The organism is Martelella sp. AMO21009 (assembly GCF_053484295.1).
The window spans coordinates 138,844-156,713 of the sequence record NZ_JBAKFR010000003.1 but is presented as its reverse complement, the minus strand read 5'-3'; the positions used below and the strand labels follow the sequence as shown (position 1 = coordinate 156,713).

Annotated in this window: 14 protein-coding genes and 3 pseudogenes; 11 read left to right on the top strand and 6 right to left on the bottom strand. The window is 57.7% G+C overall.

The features are described 5' to 3' along the window. Positions 1 to 41: 41 nt before the first annotated feature. From V6766_RS04995 to V6766_RS04970, 6 genes and pseudogenes are all read left to right on the top strand, one after another. Positions 42 to 1,130: a DUF1972 domain-containing protein gene (locus V6766_RS04995; protein WP_448464210.1), complete on the top strand. Its 1,089-nt coding sequence runs from the start codon at positions 42 to 44 to the stop codon at positions 1,128 to 1,130. A 59-nt stretch (positions 1,131 to 1,189) separates the two neighbouring features. Next, a complete protein-coding gene (locus tag V6766_RS04990) occupies positions 1,190 to 1,999 on the top strand; it encodes a glycosyltransferase family 2 protein (RefSeq protein ID WP_448464208.1) in 810 nt (269 codons plus the stop codon). 33 nt (positions 2,000 to 2,032) lie between these two features. Continuing rightward, positions 2,033 to 3,463 carry a hypothetical protein gene (locus V6766_RS04985; RefSeq protein ID WP_448464206.1) on the top strand — a complete coding sequence of 477 codons (1,431 nt, stop codon included), beginning with the start codon at positions 2,033 to 2,035 and terminating at the stop codon, positions 3,461 to 3,463. Beyond that, positions 3,460 to 4,647, top strand: a complete 1,188-nt coding sequence (locus V6766_RS04980) for a polysaccharide pyruvyl transferase family protein (protein WP_448464204.1) — start codon at positions 3,460 to 3,462, stop codon at positions 4,645 to 4,647. The genes V6766_RS04985 and V6766_RS04980 overlap by 4 nt, the downstream gene beginning before the upstream one ends. Continuing rightward, a complete protein-coding gene (locus tag V6766_RS04975; protein WP_448464202.1) occupies positions 4,644 to 5,837 on the top strand; it encodes a hypothetical protein in 1,194 nt (397 codons plus the stop codon). The genes V6766_RS04980 and V6766_RS04975 overlap by 4 nt, the downstream gene beginning before the upstream one ends. 17 nt (positions 5,838 to 5,854) lie before the next feature. Then, positions 5,855 to 6,836 (top strand): annotated as a pseudogene (locus V6766_RS04970) (IS630 family transposase). Positions 6,837 to 7,044: 208 nt separating this feature from the next. On the opposite strand, the pseudogene V6766_RS04965 reads toward V6766_RS04970, so the two are convergent. From V6766_RS04965 to V6766_RS04955, 3 genes and pseudogenes are all read right to left on the bottom strand, one after another. Next, positions 7,045 to 7,976, bottom strand: a pseudogene (locus tag V6766_RS04965) (IS630 family transposase). A gap of 97 nt (positions 7,977 to 8,073) precedes the next feature. Continuing rightward, positions 8,074 to 8,280 (bottom strand): annotated as a pseudogene (locus V6766_RS04960) (IS3 family transposase); the annotation flags it as partial. Positions 8,281 to 8,358: 78 nt separating this feature from the next. After that, entirely contained in the window at positions 8,359 to 9,354 is a 996-nt protein-coding gene (locus V6766_RS04955) for a hypothetical protein (RefSeq protein ID WP_448464200.1), read from the bottom strand. 276 nt (positions 9,355 to 9,630) lie between these two features. On the opposite strand from V6766_RS04955, the gene V6766_RS04950 reads away from it, so the two are divergent. Continuing rightward, entirely contained in the window at positions 9,631 to 10,161 is a 531-nt protein-coding gene (locus V6766_RS04950; RefSeq protein WP_448464198.1) for an Hsp20/alpha crystallin family protein, read from the top strand. Positions 10,162 to 10,296: 135 nt separating this feature from the next. Continuing rightward, a complete protein-coding gene (locus tag V6766_RS04945) occupies positions 10,297 to 11,076 on the top strand; it encodes a response regulator transcription factor (RefSeq protein WP_448464196.1) in 780 nt (259 codons plus the stop codon). Here V6766_RS04945 and V6766_RS04940 read toward each other — a convergent pair. Next, a complete protein-coding gene (locus tag V6766_RS04940) occupies positions 10,995 to 13,331 on the bottom strand; it encodes a PAS domain S-box protein (RefSeq protein ID WP_448464194.1) in 2,337 nt (778 codons plus the stop codon). The two genes, V6766_RS04945 and V6766_RS04940, sit on opposite strands and share 82 nt — an antisense overlap. 373 nt (positions 13,332 to 13,704) lie before the next feature. On the opposite strand from V6766_RS04940, the gene V6766_RS04935 reads away from it, so the two are divergent. Together V6766_RS04935 and prs are read left to right on the top strand one after the other, a co-directional pair. Then, the gene (locus V6766_RS04935) at positions 13,705 to 14,550 is read left to right on the top strand and encodes a Crp/Fnr family transcriptional regulator (protein ID WP_448464192.1); all 846 of its coding nucleotides are present in this window, start codon (positions 13,705 to 13,707) and stop codon (positions 14,548 to 14,550) included. Positions 14,551 to 14,596: 46 nt separating this feature from the next. Beyond that, a complete protein-coding gene (gene prs / locus V6766_RS04930) occupies positions 14,597 to 16,042 on the top strand; it encodes a ribose-phosphate diphosphokinase (protein ID WP_448464190.1) in 1,446 nt (481 codons plus the stop codon). A 66-nt stretch (positions 16,043 to 16,108) separates the two neighbouring features. Here the strand turns inward: prs and V6766_RS04925 are convergent, their stop codons facing one another. Both V6766_RS04925 and V6766_RS04920 read right to left on the bottom strand, forming a co-directional pair. Continuing rightward, the gene (locus V6766_RS04925; protein WP_448464596.1) at positions 16,109 to 16,564 is read right to left on the bottom strand and encodes a host attachment protein; all 456 of its coding nucleotides are present in this window, start codon (positions 16,562 to 16,564) and stop codon (positions 16,109 to 16,111) included. A 100-nt stretch (positions 16,565 to 16,664) separates the two neighbouring features. Then, positions 16,665 to 17,435, bottom strand: a complete 771-nt coding sequence (locus V6766_RS04920) for a phosphoribosyltransferase (protein WP_448464188.1) — start codon at positions 17,433 to 17,435, stop codon at positions 16,665 to 16,667. An 11-nt stretch (positions 17,436 to 17,446) separates the two neighbouring features. Between V6766_RS04920 and V6766_RS04915 the strand changes: the two genes are divergently transcribed. Continuing rightward, positions 17,447 to 17,722 carry a nitroreductase family protein gene (locus V6766_RS04915; protein WP_448464186.1) on the top strand — a complete coding sequence of 92 codons (276 nt, stop codon included), beginning with the start codon at positions 17,447 to 17,449 and terminating at the stop codon, positions 17,720 to 17,722. Positions 17,723 to 17,870: the final 148 nt, after the last annotated feature.

Sequence of the window (17,870 nt, the reverse complement as noted above, 5' to 3'; positions counted from 1 at the left end):
ACGCAGGCGCGGATATTTTGGCAGGATGAAAGCCAGTATTCATGAGCGGACATCGCATTGCCATCATCGGCACCGTGGGAGTGCCAGCATGCTATGGCGGCTTCGAGACGCTGGTAGAGAACCTGCTCGACTATAATAAACAGTCTTCCCCCCCACGTCTTTTGACAGTTTACTGCAGTAAACCTGCCTACCAACAGCGCCCCTGCACCTACAAAGACGCGAGTCTGGTGTACGTGCCGCTGAAGGCCAACGGCGTGCAGAGCATTCCCTACGACATCTGGTCGCTCGTTTCTGCGATACGAGGCGGCGCAGATACCCTGCTTCTGTTGGGCGTTTCAGGGGCGATTGCCCTGCCTTTGATCCGTCTTGTCACCCGCGCGCGCATCGTGACCAATATAGATGGCCTTGAATGGCGTCGTGAGAAATGGGGACGTCTCCAGCGCCGTTTTCTCAGGCTCAGTGAGGCGCTTGCTGTACGATATTCGCATGTCGTCATTTCGGACAACGGAGCCATCTCGGAGTATGTGCGTCGCGAATATGGCAAGATACCCAGTACTATTGCATATGGGGGAGACCATGCCATAAGGCCTGATCCGGTGCCGTTGACAGAAGTTGATCTGCCGGCTCACTATGCCTTCAACGTCTGCCGGATTGAGCCTGAGAATAACGTCCATATTTTGTTGCAGGCTTTCGAGCACCGAGAAGAGACCCCCCTAGTCTGCGTAGGAAACTGGGATCGGAGTCCCTACGGCCGAGAACTCAAGCAGCGCTATGCGGACGTACCTGGCATCATACTCCTTGATCCGATCTACGATGTGGGAAAGCTGCGATCCCTGAGAGAAAATGCCAGCTTTTACCTCCATGGGCATTCTGCCGGGGGTACGAACCCTTCGCTCACCGAGGCAATGCAGTTCGGTGTGCCTGTGCTCGCCTTTGATTGCGACTTTAATCGCCATAGCACGGAAAACAAAGCACTCTTTTTCAAGACTGCCGCAGAATTGGTAGGGCTTCTGGACGGAACCGCCCCCGACACGATGAGGCAGATCGGCGTTGAGATGCGCCGGATTGCAGAAACCCGCTATACTTGGAACGTTGTTGCAAAAGAGTATTTCGAACGTCTTGATTGGTGAAATCCGTCTCAACCGAGATGCTCTATTGAGCAAAGCTCAGCACGTCAAAAGAGGTCGAAATGGAAGACATTTCAGTCATTGTCGCCACTTACAATGACGAAGCCTACATTGCCGAATGCTTGGAAAGCATCGTTGCGGCCGGTGCCGCGGAGATCATCGTGATCAATGATGCCTCGACCGACGGCACACAGGCAGTTCTTGAAAAGCTCGATGTTCCGCAGATGCGCGTCATCACCCTGCCGGTAAATTCCGGACCATCTGCGGCACGTAACATTGGTCTTGCCGCAGCTACGCACCGCTACTGCGCAGCCATCGACGCGGATGACATCATCCCGCCGGAGCGCTTGCAAATTATGTCCGAAGTGGCGCGGCAGACTGACGCCTGTGTCGTTGTTGACGAACTTTTGGCTTTCAACAGCCAGACGCGGGAAATCATGTGGAGCAAGCTGGCCCGCGTTCCGCTCACCGGCTGTACCCATGAACTGAGGGCAGAGGACATGATCAGGCACGATCTTGGTTTCCTCAAGCCGATGCTGGACTTGGAAAAACTTCGCAGGATCGGAGTCACCTATTCCGAGGACATCCGCCGCGGCGAAGACTTCATTTTTCTGCTTGAGATCATGCAACGCGGCGAGAAAATCATTGCGACTAGCAAAACGCATTATCTGTTGCGTCGCCGAACCCAGCAGCGGCTGACATCCAACCGGCCCAGGCTCTATGCAGAATTGCTCGGAAACGAAGTCCGTTTCCACGCGCGTCAATCTTGGAGTTTCCCACAGCATCTTCAATTTCTTCGCAGACATGTTCGAAATACTCTAGCGTTCGGAAAGAATAGCTTTGCCTACTTTCTTAGGAAACACATCAGATAATAATAAACATATTGATTTATTTAGGGAAATACAATGAAGACACTCGTTTATGGCTTTGACGGAATGAGCTTGGCCATCCTGAACGCGATATCGCCGGAGTTTTCGGAGTATATCGCCACACTGAAGGTTCACGACATCACCGACGACACGCTCGGTCGCGGATGGACCAAGATCAACAGTGGCCAGTCGCCGCAGATCACCAATGCCTATTTCCAGATGCCAGTGGCCGACGGTTCCTACAAGATCGACAAGAACTACAACCTGACAACACCAGGTGCCGAGTCCGATGGCCGATTTGAGTACCTGTGGGACGTTGCCGACAGGCTGGGCGTGCGATCGGTGTTCGTCAACATGCCAACAACATCGCCTGCTCCCTCCAAGGGCGCGGCCTTTGTTTCGGGTATCGGAGGCGGCCGTTACCCGCAGGACGGGCTCGACACGGACCTGTATTATCCCGGCGATATCGGCGCCCTCATCAATTCCGAATATCGGTTGGATATCCGCCTCAACAAAAAGTATCCTGACATTGAAAGCTTCTGCGCCGAACTCGATGCCATTCACAGGGCTCAATCGGCCTTTCTTGTAAAATTATGCGAAACTAAGGATGCGGATTTCGGCTTCTACGTGAACAAGCTTACGGTCGAGATATTGAATCTCGCGCTATTCGACGTGCTGAACCCCAAGCAGTCAGACCCCCAAGTGCGTGCTGCGCTGGAGACGCATTTTCGCTCTGTTTTCGCGGACTTCAAGGCAATGATCGAGCGGCTCGCGCCGGAGCGGATCATCATCGTTTCTGACCATGGCACCGTGCCTTACAAGTATGACTTCAACGTTGACTTGATTCTCGAGCGCCTCGGTTTTCTCCGTTTCGTTCAGGATGGCACCAGGAAAAAGATTAGAAGCCTGATCGCAAGACACATGCCCAAAGCCATGAAATCCCGGGTTAAGGCCAGCCTGAACTTGCAGAACAAGCGCCATCCCCTGCGCACGCCGACATCGGATTCGCTTGCTTTCGGCACGGTGTTCGACACCGGCAATTTCTGTGGTATCTATCTCAATGACGATCGTTTTGGTGGCAGAACGCGCAGCCGCGACGTAGAAACGGTGAACGCAATCTGCGCCGCGTTGAACGAGACTCCGGAATTTCGCGTGCTGGACCTTGCAGCAGAGCCTTATGAGCCGCGATCAATGGACTCGCCCTATGCCGCGGGCTCGCCCGACATCCGTATCCGCAAACCCGATGAAGTCTTCTGCCAGGCCCAAGGGCGTCCGAGCACGATCCTTGGCGTTTCCCCCACCTATGGCCCGATCAGGCCGGATATCAGCGGCTACACCTACCCCAACAGCGGCGTCAAATCGTCCAAGGCGCTACTGGCATCCAGTTTCGAAGCGGCTGTCAAGCCAGATTCGCTTTGCGACGCATATACGTTGATTGTCCAGGCCATGGAGGAAGGTTTGGAATGAAAATCTTTTTTGCCGGTCAGCAGACCCTCGCCAACCGCGGATGTGAGGCATTGGTCGCATCTACGCTTGAAATGCTGCGCGCAGCCCGCCCCGACGCCACTTTCGTCATACCTTCCACAGACATCGCGCGTGACAGCGCGGCTATGTCGAAATACGGATTCGACAACTACACCTTCGTGCCCGCTCCGGAAATCACGAATACTATCCGCGTCTGGAACAGGTTGATGCGCTATTTCCCGTGGCTGGCCTCCTTATGGGTTCCGGAGAAAATGAATTGGGATAGGGAAACGCTGGAGCAATTGCGCAGCAGTGACCGAATCCTGCATATCGGTGGCGATACCTATTCCTATGACTATTCCTACGCGGGGCTGATATCCAACACGGCGCAGATCGAGCAAATCGCCCGTCTGGGGAAACACCAGGAAATCTGGTGCGCCACCGTCGGTCCATTCGATTCATGTCCGCCGCTGGAGCGGCGCGTGCTTGCCAAATTTCGCAAGTTGAACCGGATCACTGTGCGCGAGGTCGAATCCAGAGACTATCTCCAATCTAAAGGGATACCGGCGGTGCTCGCGGCTGATCCCGCCTTCAACCTTAAGTCTAAGAGCAACGACCTTTACACCCCGAAACCCGGGCAGAAGCGGATCGTGGTCAATATCAGCCCATATATCTATCGCAAGACGACGGCAGAAGTCGTCGAACCGGCGCTGCGAGCCTTCGTCAATAAGCGCATTGCCGAAGGTTACCGAATTGTGCTGTTAAGCCATGTGAACACGGCAACCAGTTCTGACTCCGCAACGATCCGCAATGTCTTCCGGGACGTTATGGAAAACGACAATGTGGACCTCGTGCCGGAGGAACTTACGGCGGCGCAGTTCAAGGGTATCGTTGCGGGATCGGACTTTGTCGTTGCCTCACGAACCCACGTCACCATAGCGGGGTTTTCCAGCGCGACACCGGTTGTGTCAATTGCCTATTCCGCCAAGGCGCCTCGACTAAACCGTTTCTTGTTCGGACACGAATCCTTTCTTATCAATGCATGGGACATCACCACGGATGATCTGGAAAAAACATTCCAGCAGGTGGCTGGCGCCCAGGACGAGATCCGCATGATCCTCAATGAAAAAGGCGCTGCGCTGCGCGCAACCTTCGGCGCCCTCTGCGAAAGCGTTTTCAAAGGATGAAGATCTATTTTCTGAAGTCGTTGGCTGCTCTGTTGAACTTCCTGCTCATTTCATTCGTGGTGCGGGAATTGCCAACCGAACTGGCCGGGGACTATATCCTGATTTTGGGCTACATCGTCCTCGGAGCTCTGATTGTTGGTCTAGGCATCGACACAGGGATCGAGCGCTATGCCCGCGGCCTACTGGTGACTTGGTCGCGGTTGCAGTTGATGTTCATGCTCCTTGCCGTTTCGCTGGTGCGGACCGGTCTTCTCTTCGCTTTCGTTGCGCTCGCCAATTTTGTGCATCCAGGCCTGCTGAATGTGCAGACCTATGCCTTTGCGTTGGCCTTTTTCACGTTCTTTTTCACCACTTTGTCTTCGTTGTTGAATGGCGTTCTGCTCTACATGGCCTCTGCGATCTCGAATCTGATCCGGGCGGTTTTACGTTTCTTGATCTTCATTCTGCCGATGAGCGTGCTGTCGCTGAATTCCATGCTGACTGTCGAGGTCTTTTCGGCAGGCTGCGCCGCTTTCTACTGCATCATCGTCCTCATGCGACGCCCCATCGATATTTCCAGTACCGCCCCCCAAAGCCGCATTGTCTTAAAATTCCTCGGCTGGAACTACCTGTCACGGCTATTCCTCAACCTCGTTTCATTGAATACTGTCAAGATCCTGGTCCTGCGCAGCAACCATCCCAACGCCGTTCTCTTCGCCTATGCAATCCAGCTAACCGAGTCGGCTGAGAAATTCCTGCCCAGCGTGGTGTTGGCCGGACAATACCGGCCTGCGTTGTCGAAGGCTTTCGATGAGGGGGCATTCGATCACCTCAGGCAGCGCCTGCGTAACCTGACCCGTAAGAGCCTTATCTCCTCCGCACTCATGTCGCTTCTGCAACTTGCCGCCATCCCGATAGCCTTCCTCTTGTTGCAGGGGAAAAGCCCGGCCGATTTCTGGCCGCTCATCGCGCTGTGTGCCGCATGGCTGTTCGTGGTGAACTTCAAGTTCAGCCTGAACATCGTATCGAACGTGATTGAAGCCAATCATATTCAACTATTTGCATCTTTCGCTATTGCAGTGGGGTTCTTCGCTGTTGTATGGGCGAACTCGATTACAAACCCGTTTTCGCTAATGCTTTGGATGCTTCTGTGGAACCTGAGCTATCCAGCGATCTGGGTGGCACTAGCATACAAGCATATTTACCGCTGATCATAGCTCGCGGCGGCATGAAAGATGGAGATCATCACGTCTGCTCGCCCCATCGAACCGCATACACCACGCTGCGGGACACGATCGGGGTTCTTGCCATTGAGGCTGGCGAGAGCTGCCGAACGGTTGCTTCCCGTTTTGGGGTTTCCGTATCTGCTGCAGTGAAGTGGTCACAGCGCTACCAGGCGACCGGTTCGGTAGCGCCCGGCAAGCTGGGCGGCCACCGCAAGCACATTCTGGAACCGCACCGGGCCTTCATCATCAAGCGCATCAACCAGACCTCGCATCTGACGCTGCATGGGCTGAAGGATGAACTGGCTGCGCGTGGCGTAAAGGTGTCGCACGATACGATCTGGAGGTTCCTGCGGCGCGAGGGCCTCAGCTTCAAAAAAAAACACTGTTCGCCCTTGAGCAGGCGCGCGCCGACATCGCCAGACGGCGTCAATGCTGGCAGACTTTGGAGGCTGGCCTCGACCCGGCAGGCTGGTGTTCATCGATGAAACCTGGATCAAGACCAACATGGCGCCCCTCCGGGGATGGGGCAAACGCGGCAAACGCCTTCGGGGCTTTGCGCCGCATGGCCATTGGCGAACCCTGACCTTTCTCGGCGCGTTGCACTGCGACCAGCTGACGGCCCCGAGCGTCTTCGACGGGCCGATCAACGGCCACTACTTCCAAGCCTATGTCGAGCAGATTCTCGTGCCCACTCTCAAGCCCGGTGATATCGTCGTCATGGACAATCTCGGAAGCCACAAGTCAGCCGTGGTCCGTAAGGCGATCAAAGCGGCAGGCGCAAGGCTCTGGTTCCTGCCGCCCTGTTCGCCAGACCTCAATCCGATCGAACAGGCGTTCGCCAAGATCAAACACTGGATGCGTATGAGCCAAAAACGAACCATCGAGGACACACGGCGCACAATTGGTCGCCTTATCGCAACCATCAAGCCGCAAGAATGCTCAAACTATCTCCAAAATGCCAGATACGCTTCCATTAAAAGCTGAAACGCTCTATCTTGTTGTTTTTGCGCTATTCTGGACGGTGAACCGGTGTCCATTTCACCTGGGATTGCTATAAATGGATTTCCGCCTCGATTATGCCGCCAGCATCATCGGTGTCGGCGCGCGGAAGTAGGCCTTATCCGGCGTCTGCCGGTCACGGGATGAATGTGGTCGTCGGGAGTGCTAGAGCACGTCCATTTTACTCGGGGTCCTATCCGCAGGAGACGAAGTAGTTTTCGCATTCCTGCGGCTCGAACAGTGTGACGATCTGTCCGACCGTGTTCTATAGGCTGTCGACCGTTCGCTCGGCTTTGGCGCGCAGAAGCGCCTTCAGCTTGGCAAAGGCCTTCTCGATGGGGTTGAAGTCTGGGCTGTAAGGCGGGAGATAGAGTAAGCGGCATCCTGCATCTTCGATTGCATGCCGTACGCCCTCCGCCTTGTGTGCTGGCAGATTGTCCATGACGACGATGTCACCCGGTGCCAAGGCTGGAATGAGTACCTGCTCAACATAGGCCACGAAAGCGATCCCGTTCATCGCGCCATCGAGGACCATGGGCGCGGTCATGCCCGAAAGCCTGAGAGCTCCTGTGAAGGTCGTTGTTTTCCAGTGTCCGTGCGGGATCGGGGAACGACACCGCTCTCCACAAATAGCGCGTCCGCGAAGCCGGGCCATTTTCGTGCTGAGTCCGGTTTCATCAATGAAGACGAGACGTGCCGGATCGAGATTGAGCTGACCGTCGAACCAGTCCTGACGCCGCTTCAAAAGGTCAGCGCGTTCCTGCTCCAATGCATGTGCGGTCTTTTTTTGAACGTCCAGCCACGCTTTCGCAGCCAGACATCAAGTGCGCTGCGGCCAATGGATACTGCCCGTTCTTCGGCCAGTCGCAGGACCATCTCGTTGAGCGTGATGTCCTTTGCCTCCTCGATCAGGCCGATGATGTAATCCTCGTGGGCATCAAGGCGCGAGCCGCCGCGGCGCCCTTGTTTCTCTGGTGTCAATCGACCCTGTCGGGCGCTGGCAATCCAGGCGATGGCCGTCGAAACACCAATCCCAAATCGGGCTGCTGCCGAACGCGCCGACATGCCATCACGTGACGCATCCAGAACGCGGCTACGCAGATCATTGCTGAAAGCTCGGGTCATATTGCCTCCGACCAAATCACAAGTCGGAGCAAGAGAATCAGAATTCGCCAGCCAAGGGAATCCTCAAAACGATTCCGATTTCAACGGACGTGCTCTAGAAGGTGAGATAACGACCGATGCCAGCGTGGGCCTCGGACACAGGCTTGTAGGTGTGGAGGTAGACCTTCTCGTGTTTGATCGAGCGCCAGGGCCGCTCGACGAAGACATTGTCCAGCCACGAACCCTTGCCATCCATCGCGATGGCGATTTCCGCCTTCTTTAGCACCGCCGTGAAGTCCATCGAGATGAGCTGCGAGCCCTGGTCGCGAGACATCGATGGACATATCACCCGGCCCTTCTATCATCGAAGACAGGAGCTGTTGATGTCTGTGCAGGGACGGTTTTAAAGCAGGTTCCCGCCAATCTCTTCGGCGCGCGCAAGCAGCACCTTTGTCTGGGCGATCCACTTCTCCGGGGTGACGGGAGGTTCATCACGCAGATGGTCGATGGCAAGGCGCGCCCTGAGGAATAGACGGAACAGGCTGTAAAACTGGCATAGCCCTACCGAAGGCGCCGGTGCAAAATGTTCGTTGACGAGCAGGCGCAGGTCGCGCCCGATCCACCCGTGTCCCGCCATCTCGCATTCGAGCCCCAGATAGTTGACTTCGTCATAGACGTCGATCTGGCGCATCCGCGCGTCGAATTCCAGGCGATCGAAGAAGACGGGAGGCGAGGTCAAGCAGACGTGTTCGGTCCTGAGGTCGCCGTGGCCGTCTACAATGAGGCCCGCGGTACTCCGCCGGAAAATCTCCTCGACTTTGCTGTCGAACCGCTCCTCGATCCGCTGCAGAAGCGAATGGGGTATACGCAGATCGAGGTCGGATTTCACTGCAAGCAGGTGCAGCCGGTTGGTCGTCATTTCCCGGGACAGGTGACGGATGTAGATATCGCCGGCATCCGGCCTGCGGGGCTGCTTGCGATAGAAGGTACATAAATGGCGGCCCAGCGTTGCTATTTCGGCGGCGGTGACGTTGCGGCGCGCAAGTCGCCTGTCGAGCATATCGCGATCCGGCAGCCGCTTCATCTCCACAAGCCATTCGACCGCGCCGCCCTTGCCATCGATGACCAGTCCTCCGTCCGCTTCGCGGGTAACCGGGATGACGCGCTGATAGACATCACCCGCCATCTGCCGGTTGACGCGCAGTTCTTCCAGGCAGATGGCGCGTCGTTTTTCCAGGGTGGAGAAATCGAGATAGGCCAGCCTGATCGGCTTTTTCATCTTCAGGGCGCGGTTTCCGGCAAGAAAGACGAAGGCCGTGTGGGTTTCCTTCACCTGGACAGTGTCAGCCGGAAACGCCCGGGAAGATGACAGAAACGAAACCAGCTCCGAAGTGTCCATTGTCAAACGCCCGCATGTTGCAGTCAGCGGCCCGCGCTGCTCCTGTCGCTTTGCCGACGAATATCACTCAGACATCCGATGCGCGCGTGAACATTGATGGTCATCAAGACTGGCGGTCCTAATGTTCGGCAAGCGCCGGATTATAGTAGTTCTTGATCGCCATCAATGCGGCCAACGCAGTCTGCACGAACATTCGGCCATCGGGCCCGCGTCGCGCGCAGCATCTGGTGAAGTCACCGCGGGACGGGCCCGAAAACATAGCTGAGGAGAATGATGATGAACGACAAAACCAAATCCGTTTCGGTGTCGAAATCCTCCGAGACCAGCGACGCCGCAAAGCAGAATGTTCCCGCAGTCCAGCAGTTGCGCAGTGAAATCGATCGCCTTTTCGATGATTTCGGTCTGTTCGACTGGAGCTTCCCCTTCACGCGCAGCCGTCGTTCCCGGATGTTGCGACGGGAGGACAACTGGAACTACGTCCCCGCCGTCGACATTGCCGAAACCGAGAAGGCTTTCAAGCTGACCGCGGAACTTCCCGGTATGGATGCCGGCGATATCGACATCAAGCTTTCCAACGGTTCGATCATCGTGCGGGGAGAGAAGGAAGCCTCGTCGGAAACCAAGGACGAGAACTATTTCTTTTCCGAGCGGCAATACGGTTCGTTTCGCCGCACCTTCACCCTTCCCGAGGGCATCGACCGCGACAAGATCGAAGCCGACTTTGCCAAGGGCGTGCTGACGGTGACGCTCCCGAAGCTGCCGGAAGCGATAAAGTCGGAAAAGAACATCAAGGTAAAAGCCGGATAGGCCGTAGCAATAGCAGACACACGCTCTCTTCGTGGTAACTTCAGGCGAATTGATTGGGGTTGGAGCCACTGCTAGACTGCCGGCCAATCCTGCTCGAGAGGCAGGGGATGGGCGGCTTTCGACGAGGGCTTTGACGTGTCATCCGAATTGGGCAAGTGTGTTCTCGTCGTCGAAGACGACAAAGGCGTCGCGAACCTTCTTCGCGACGCACTTTCCGATGCCGGTTTCAAGGTTCTGACGGCAGGCAGCAGAGAGAGCCTGAAGCGGGTGATCGCCGAAAGCGCGGTCGACCTGATCACGCTCGACCTGAATCTCGGGGGCGAAGACGGGCTCGACATCGCTGCCGAGATGCGCGCCACCTCCAATATTCCGATCATCATGATTACCGGGCGTACAGCGCCGCTCGAAAGGGTCAAAGGTCTGGAAAGCGGCGCCGATGACTATATCGCCAAGCCTTTCCATGTCAGGGAAGTCCTGATCAGGGTGAAATCCGTGCTGGCGCGTTACGACCGGCCGGCGTCGGCCGACCATGACGCCGGCGCGCAGGATGATCTCCCGTTCGACGATGGTTGCGTCCTGTCTTTCCGGCATCGCGCGATTGAATGTTCCAATGGCCGGCGCATCGAACTGACAGATACGGAGTTCGAGCTTCTGGTGCTTTTCCTCACCAATCCGGGCCGAATTCTGTCACGCGACGACCTGTGGAAGACGCTTCGTGGCCACGAGCGTGATCCGCTTGATCGCACGCTTGACGGGCATATTGCGCATCTGCGTCAAAAAATGGATGTCGCTGGCAAGCGATCGTTCCTCATCAGGAGCGTTCGCGGGGTTGGTTATGTCTTCACCGGAGAATGCTCGTCCGGTGGCCCGTGGAGCGCTTTGTATAGGGCAGAGGCCAACTCCCTCACCGAATAGGGCTTGAGAAGGATCGGGCAGGAGATTTCTTCCTCGGTCTGATGCGGCCAGTCTTCCTCATTGTAGCCTGTGGCGAGTATGAGGCCGGTTTCGGGGTGCTGGTTTTGCAGCCATCGGACGAAATCGAACCCATCGACGGCGCCGTCCGCGGCGATATCGAAGATGACGCATGCCGGCCTGAGGCCCGTCTCGATGATCGTGGTCGCCTCCTTGCCATTGCTTGCCTCCCTGACATCATAGCCGAGTTCGGTGAGCCGCTGGATGGTCATCGAGCGGAGTTCGCGGTCGCCCTCGACCAGCAGGACGAGTTCGCCGCTGCCTGTGGGCATGGCCGCGTTGTCGGCATCGAGTTCCCGGACCGTGGCGCCGGCGATCTCGGGCAGATAGAGCCGTATTTCGGTTCCCTTACCCGGCGCGCTGTCGATCTCCACCCACCCGCCGTTCTGGTCGGCAAATGCATAAACGCCCGTCAGGCCCAGACCGACACCCCGGCCGGGAGGTTTCGTTGTAAAGAAGGGAACCGCTGCGTGGCGCAGGATTTCCGGGGACATGCCCTTGCCCGTGTCCCGCACGGTCAATAACAGGAAGCGGCGCTCCCGGTTTTCACCATTGTCCTTCGGGGGGCGGTCGCTGCTGCGCTGCAGCGAAATAGACAGCGTTCCGCCTGAGGGCATGGCGTCGCGGCTGTTTGCAACGAGATTGAGGAAGGCTGCATCGAAGTCGCCGGGCTCAAGCTTCGCGAACAAGGCCTCATCGGGCAGATCGACATCGAGCTTCACCTTTTCGCCGATCGTATGGTCCAGCAGGTCGGACATCTCGCGGATGCGGCGGGCGACATCGACCCGGCGGCGCACGAGCGACCTCTTGCGCGCGACAGACAAGAGGCGATGATTGATATTCACGCCCATTTCAACGGCTTCGATCGCGCCGGCAATCCGGCGCTGCTGGCGTTCGTCAACGGCGGCTTCGGCGATCAGCTCCAGATTCCCGGCGATCACGGTAAGGACATTATTGAAGTCGTGCGCGACTTCGCCCGCGATGCGCCCGAGCGCCTCCAGCCGGCGCGACTGTGTCAGCGCCTCATCGAGACGGCGCATTTCTGTAAGGTCGTTGATGGAGTCGATCTGCAAAATCTTGTTTCCGGCATCATCGAGTACCGGCGTCGCGGTGTAGCGCAGAAACCGGGATTGGCCGCTTTCCTTTTGAACGAGAATGAGCTCGTAGTCGCTGAGATATTCACCCCTTCTCGCCCGGTTCTGCGGCCAGGCGGCGGGCGGCATGGGCCGGCCGTCCGAATGGCGGAAATCGTAGTACTGCTCAAAGGCGCCGAGCTTCTGCCTGGCTTCGTGCAAGTCCCTTAGCCCGAGAATTTCAAGCGCCGCGGTGTTCAAGGCGATGATCTCGCCTGCGTCGTCGAGAATTGCCAGGCCGATATCAGCATTTTCAAATACGGCCTGTAATTTATCATGCTCCTGGCGAAGCAGTTCCAGCGTCTGCCGCCGTTGTTCGATCGAAGAGAACATGGCGAAAAACTCTGGCGTTTCGCCCGGTTTCGACGGAAGAAGCCAGACATGCCTTTCCACCCATACCGGATTTCCATCCCGGTCGAGCAGCCGACATTCGTCGCTGGAGGCATTGATTTCTCCGTCCAGGATCCGCTGGACCATGACCGCATGGGCTTTCCTGTCATTCGGAAAAATCAGGGAACTGATCCTGCGCCCGATGAGGTCGGCGGAATTGATGTCGACAAGATTGCAAAAGCCCGGATTGCAGTAGCTCAGTTTGCCGTCAGCGCTATGGGTCACGATCGCGACGTTCGCGCGTGTCACGATCTCGTCCAGCGTTCGTTCGGTCACCTGCAGCGTATCGGCGGTCTGGAGTTTTTCCGTGATGTCCTGGGAGAGCCAGATGACCTGGGCTTGCGCGGCGCTTCCGGTGGTCGCTCCTCGCTGTTCGATCCACCTTGTGGCTCCGTCGTCACCCCTGATCCTGAATGTGAAGCGCGGAACATAGTCTGATGTCTTCCCTGCGCGCGACAGTTGATCGGTCACCGTTTGTCGGTCTTCGGGCACGACCAGCGCATCGATCCATTCGTCGACGGTTTCCGGCAACGAACCCTTGTTGATATGAAAAAAGAAACGAGCTGTTTCGGGAAAATGGAGATATCCGTCCTCGACAGACATTTGCCAAAAACAGATATCGTCATCATCGGTGAGTATCGACAGCAGCGACTGAAGTTGATCCTCGTGCTTCACTGGTGCCCCCTTCGGCGCCCGGACGAGAACTCCCGGGGACGAAGACAATTGCCCTGACGCTTACATTCCCCGCTTAGGATTTTTCCGAGTTGGAGACTATTTTGTCAACCGTCGTTCGCGCCGGCTTAGCTACCGATAGACGAGCGTCCGAGGTTGCGGCTGTCTCGGGAAAGGTGACTGACCCTTGCAAGAGGCGCAGTCAATGGAGGGGTCCAGCCGCTCAACAAATCTCAACAAAATTCACATTGCCCGGCCTTCATTACCTGTGATTGAATTTGGCGCAGACAATCACCGCAAGATAAGACAAGAAAGCGGTGCCTTCGGTCCCGGAGAACGGCGCCTAAAGTCGCCGGACTGCAGAGGAGTGCGCCACATGTCAATCCTGAATGTTCGCCATGCGCAACTTAGGTGTGCGCACTGCCCGGCCCGCGAAGGCGGACCTTGCGGCGTTGCCGGTCCACATGGCCAGGACCTGCTGTTCCGGAATTCAATCTCTGCCTGTTTCAACAAGGGCGAGACGATCCTCCCGCAGGAAGAGGTCGGAGAACGGATCGGGATCATACTCGGCGGGACCGTAAAGCTGATCAACATCGCCGCTGACGGACGGGAGACAGTCATTGCGCTTCTGGGAAGAAACGACCTCATCGGCAATCCGGTGGTCGCGCGCTCACGTTTTTCCTACGAGGCGGCTTCGGCCGTCACGGTCTGCATGATCACGCGCTCGGCTCTCATCCAAGGAATGCGGGAAGATAGCGACATTGCCGTCCGGCTCGTCGAACTGATCTCCAGGCAGGCGGAGGAGGTTGAGGAGTGGCTTACGCTCTTCAATTGCCGGACCACCCTGCAGCGGCTCGCAGGCTATCTGCACGCACTGGCCCGGGTGAGGTCGCGCCGCAGCCTGAATACCGAGGCCATCGTTCTCGACATTCCCATCTGCCGCAAGGATCTTGCGACCTTTCTCGGGACCACGCCAGAGACGCTGTCACGGAATTTTCAAAGGCTTGCCCGCCAACATATTCTGACGCTGGTGAGCGGTAGCCGCGTCGTTGTCACGGATTTCTCCGCGCTCGGGCGGGTCGCGGGCAGGAGCGGTGACGAGCTACGCTCGATTTTAGGCTTCGCTGCTGATGCGGTGAGCGAACGTGGTCAATCCCTTGTAGATCGAAAGCAGAGTGAGGTCATCGCGCGGCGACCGGCCGTTGCAGGCACCCGTTTCTAGCTTGCGGAATGGCCCGGTTCTTTTTGTAAGAGGGAGGGTCAACCGAATGAAAACCTGGACCCATGACGGCTTTGAACGGTTATTTTACCGGATCGACAGTGTCCCGAGTCCCAGAGACGTGCGGCTCAGACGTCTGGTCGTTGGGTGGAGACGGAGAGCCGCGGGCAGGGTTGTGCCTGTTGCGCACGATCTGGCCGACTGTCTCAGGGCTGATACTTCCTTCGGTTTCGTACCCGCTGCTTCGGATAGTCATGACTACATACTGAAAAGCGGCGGAAGGACTATCCGTGTGCTGCTTGGAGAGGCGGGGCTGTCACTGATGGCAGCGCAAAACCGTCGGGGCGCTGTCCGTTGCCGTCGTCTGTTCGACCGGGTTCTTGAACAGGGAGAGCCCTTGCTGGTCGAGTTCGAAGCCGAGGTGCCCGGTCTCGGCCCGCTGATCTGCGAGATGCTCGCGCTGCCTGTATCCAGCGATGGCCTGAAAGCCGACGGGATCGTCGGCGGGTTGGCGCTGCGTCCTACATATCACGCCCCCCTTCATCCCGTCCATTTCGTTGACAGATCGCCTTTGCTGTTTGCTTTCGAGCGGGACCGGGCGTTCGGCCAGAGTGTCGCGCGACGGGCCGGCTTCGATCTCACTCCGCTTGAAGAACGTGAGTTTGAGGATGGCGAACACAAAGTGCGACCGATGGCCGATGTGGCCGGTCGCCGGGTGTTTGTCATAGCCAGCCTTTATGGTGACCCGGTCCAGTCGACCAATGACCGGCTCTGTCGTCTTCTGTTTTTTGTTGCGGCGCTCAAGACCAATGGAGCCGACTGCGTGACGGCGGTCGTTCCCTATCTCTGCTATCAGCGAAAGGACCGGCAAACCAAACCCCGCGATCCCCTGACCGGGCGCTATGTCGCGCAATTGCTCGAAGCGGCGGGAACCGATCAGCTGATCACGATGGAAGCCCATAATCTGGCCGCGCTGCAAAATGCCTTTCGATGCCCTCTGACCCATCTTGATGCTTACGACATATTCGCGGAGCACTTCGTGGCAAAGATCGGCGGCGACCCGGTCAGTGTTGTCTCGCCGGATCTTGGCGGCGCCAAGCGCGCCGATGCGTTTCGTGAGACGCTGGAGCGAAGCATGGGGGTGCCGGTTGGAAAGGCATTCCTGGAAAAGCAACGGAGCATGGGCAGGATTACCGGCGAACTGTTCGCGGGCGACGTCGAGGGGAGAGTGGCGATCATTTTCGACGACATGATCAGTTCCGGCGTCACCATGGCGCGTGCGGCGTCAGCCTGTCGCCGCCATGGGGCTTCACGCGTCTATCTCGCGGCGACGCATGGTCTGTTCTCGCAGGATGCCCTGCAGGTCCTTTCCTCGCCGGAAATCGATGGCATCTGTGTCACCAATACCGTTTGGGGTCGCGTCAGTCTCGATACTGTGGACGTGATCGATGTCGCGCCGCGTTTCGCTTCGGCGATCCCGGTGTTTCTCTCTTAGGGCATTTTCGCGGACGTAAGGTGCACCAACCTGATTGCGAAATACCGGTTGAATGCAGGCGCGCCGTCATGCCGACAGATTTTCGGCAATCTCATCAACTGGAAAATTGACCAGGTCCTTGCTGACTGACATTACAATGCGTCCAGTGTCTTCCGTGCTGGCAAGGGCCTCGCGCAGCGCGGCAAGTGATCGGGGCGGCGCGACCAGAACCAACCGGTCGATCTCTTCGCTTGCCGCAATCTCGTGGGCGCGTTCGGCAACGTCCTTGATGAATTTCTGGCCGGCAAGTTCGTGGAAATTGGTGATTTCCACCGCGCTTCTGTGGCTATCGCTGACGACGCGTCCGGGGCGGTCTGTTCCCTGCTCGTGGGCCGCGGGATTGGGCGGCGCGTCCATATGCTGCAGTAAATCCAGTTTCGGCTTCTGGCCCGAAGCGATATTTCTGAAGATCAGCGCCTTGCTGAAATCTGCAACAATGACAAGAGCGCCATGCGGAATCATGTCGTCCATTTTCGCCTCCATGCGGATCAAGGGGACAAAGGCCTTTTTCGACCGATAGTGCGGATGTCGGACGTTTTCGTTGATGCCTGTCAATGTCGGCGCATCAATCAGGGCGAAGGCTTCACGGCCGCGGTGTCCTCCGGAATTTTTCGAGCAGGGACACGACTTCGCTGTCACTCAGCTGCGGGAAGTCGGCGTAATGGGCGCCGACGGCTGGGACAGCCCCGAAATCCTCAAGGCAGATGAACTGATCCGCGAGCTTGCGTATCGCCGGCGCGATCTCCGCCGGGGCGACGGGCACAGCGACAACGATCTTCCTCGGGGCCATTTGCTTCAGGCCTTTCAGGGCAGCGAGCATCGTGGAGCCCGTGGCGATGCCATCATCGACCAGGATGACCGTCTTGCCGACAACGTCCACTGGGGTTTCGCCGCCATGATAGACCCTGTCCCGGCGGATCAGCTCCTTGAGCTCCTTTTCCTTCACGCGGTCGAAGGTGACGTCGGCAATGCCGGCGCGACGAATGATCTCTTCATTGCGCACGATCACCGGCTCGGACTGCAGGAGAATAGCGCCCATTGCGACTTCCGGCGCGAACGGTACGCCGATCTTGCGCACGAGCAGGACGTCGAAAGATGCGCCGAGGCTTTCGGCGATCGCAGCTCCAACGGGCACGCCGCCGCGGGGCAATGCAAGGACTGTAGGGTCCTCTTTCCCGAGAGGCAGGAGCGCTTCGGCGAGCCGTTTGCCGGCTTCATCCCTGTTCGCGAAGGTCAATGGTCCGGTACTCCATCGGTAGAGCGGAGACGTGGCGGCGGCACGGCCCGCCATAGCCCGGCGGACGACAGCTTGCTCTTGGTCGCGCGCCCCTCCCGTTCCGTCATTGACGACCATCAACGCAGGCGTTGCCATTTCGCGCCAGAAGCGTCGGGAGCATCTGCCGGAAAGGTATCACGGCTTCTTTCGAGCTTCCGATCACGCCCTGCAACACGTATCATTTGCCTTGTTCTCATGTCGACGCAGGGATTATCGCCGAAAACGTCTGTCTCTTCTGTGCTTCCGAGGGGCTGGCGACGCGCCTTGGCGGCGGTGCGAACCGGGAGGCCCTCCAATCGGTCCTGTCGCTTTCCGATCGGAAGCCGGTCATCTTCGTACAGCCGGTGGGCTGTCCGCATTCATGAGCGGCTCGAGGTTCTCTTCGAAGAAACGGGGTTGCACCCTTTCGGTTGAGATGATCGGTATCGGCATGGGCCGAGGCATGGTTCTGAATGGTCTGGAACGGCATGCAGGCCCTCTGAGAGGGGATGTAGGTCGCCGCCCGGGAGCGGC

Excerpts from the sequence above, each read along its gene's own strand:
- V6766_RS04955 (WP_448464200.1), bottom strand. The coding sequence starts at position 9,354 with ATGGACACTTCGGAGCTGGTTTCGTTTCTGTCATCTTCCCGGGCGTTT.
- prs (WP_448464190.1), top strand. The coding sequence starts at position 14,597 with ATGAAAACCTGGACCCATGACGGCTTTGAACGGTTATTTTACCGGATC.
- V6766_RS04995 (WP_448464210.1), top strand. The coding sequence starts at position 42 with ATGAGCGGACATCGCATTGCCATCATCGGCACCGTGGGAGTGCCAGCA.
- V6766_RS04975 (WP_448464202.1), top strand. The coding sequence starts at position 4,644 with ATGAAGATCTATTTTCTGAAGTCGTTGGCTGCTCTGTTGAACTTCCTG.
- V6766_RS04925 (WP_448464596.1), bottom strand. The coding sequence starts at position 16,564 with ATGGAGGCGAAAATGGACGACATGATTCCGCATGGCGCTCTTGTCATT.
- V6766_RS04935 (WP_448464192.1), top strand. The coding sequence starts at position 13,705 with ATGTCAATCCTGAATGTTCGCCATGCGCAACTTAGGTGTGCGCACTGC.
- V6766_RS04990 (WP_448464208.1), top strand. The coding sequence starts at position 1,190 with ATGGAAGACATTTCAGTCATTGTCGCCACTTACAATGACGAAGCCTAC.
- V6766_RS04980 (WP_448464204.1), top strand. The coding sequence starts at position 3,460 with ATGAAAATCTTTTTTGCCGGTCAGCAGACCCTCGCCAACCGCGGATGT.
- V6766_RS04920 (WP_448464188.1), bottom strand. The coding sequence starts at position 17,435 with ATGGTCGTCAATGACGGAACGGGAGGGGCGCGCGACCAAGAGCAAGCT.
- V6766_RS04985 (WP_448464206.1), top strand. The coding sequence starts at position 2,033 with ATGAAGACACTCGTTTATGGCTTTGACGGAATGAGCTTGGCCATCCTG.
- V6766_RS04950 (WP_448464198.1), top strand. The coding sequence starts at position 9,631 with ATGAACGACAAAACCAAATCCGTTTCGGTGTCGAAATCCTCCGAGACC.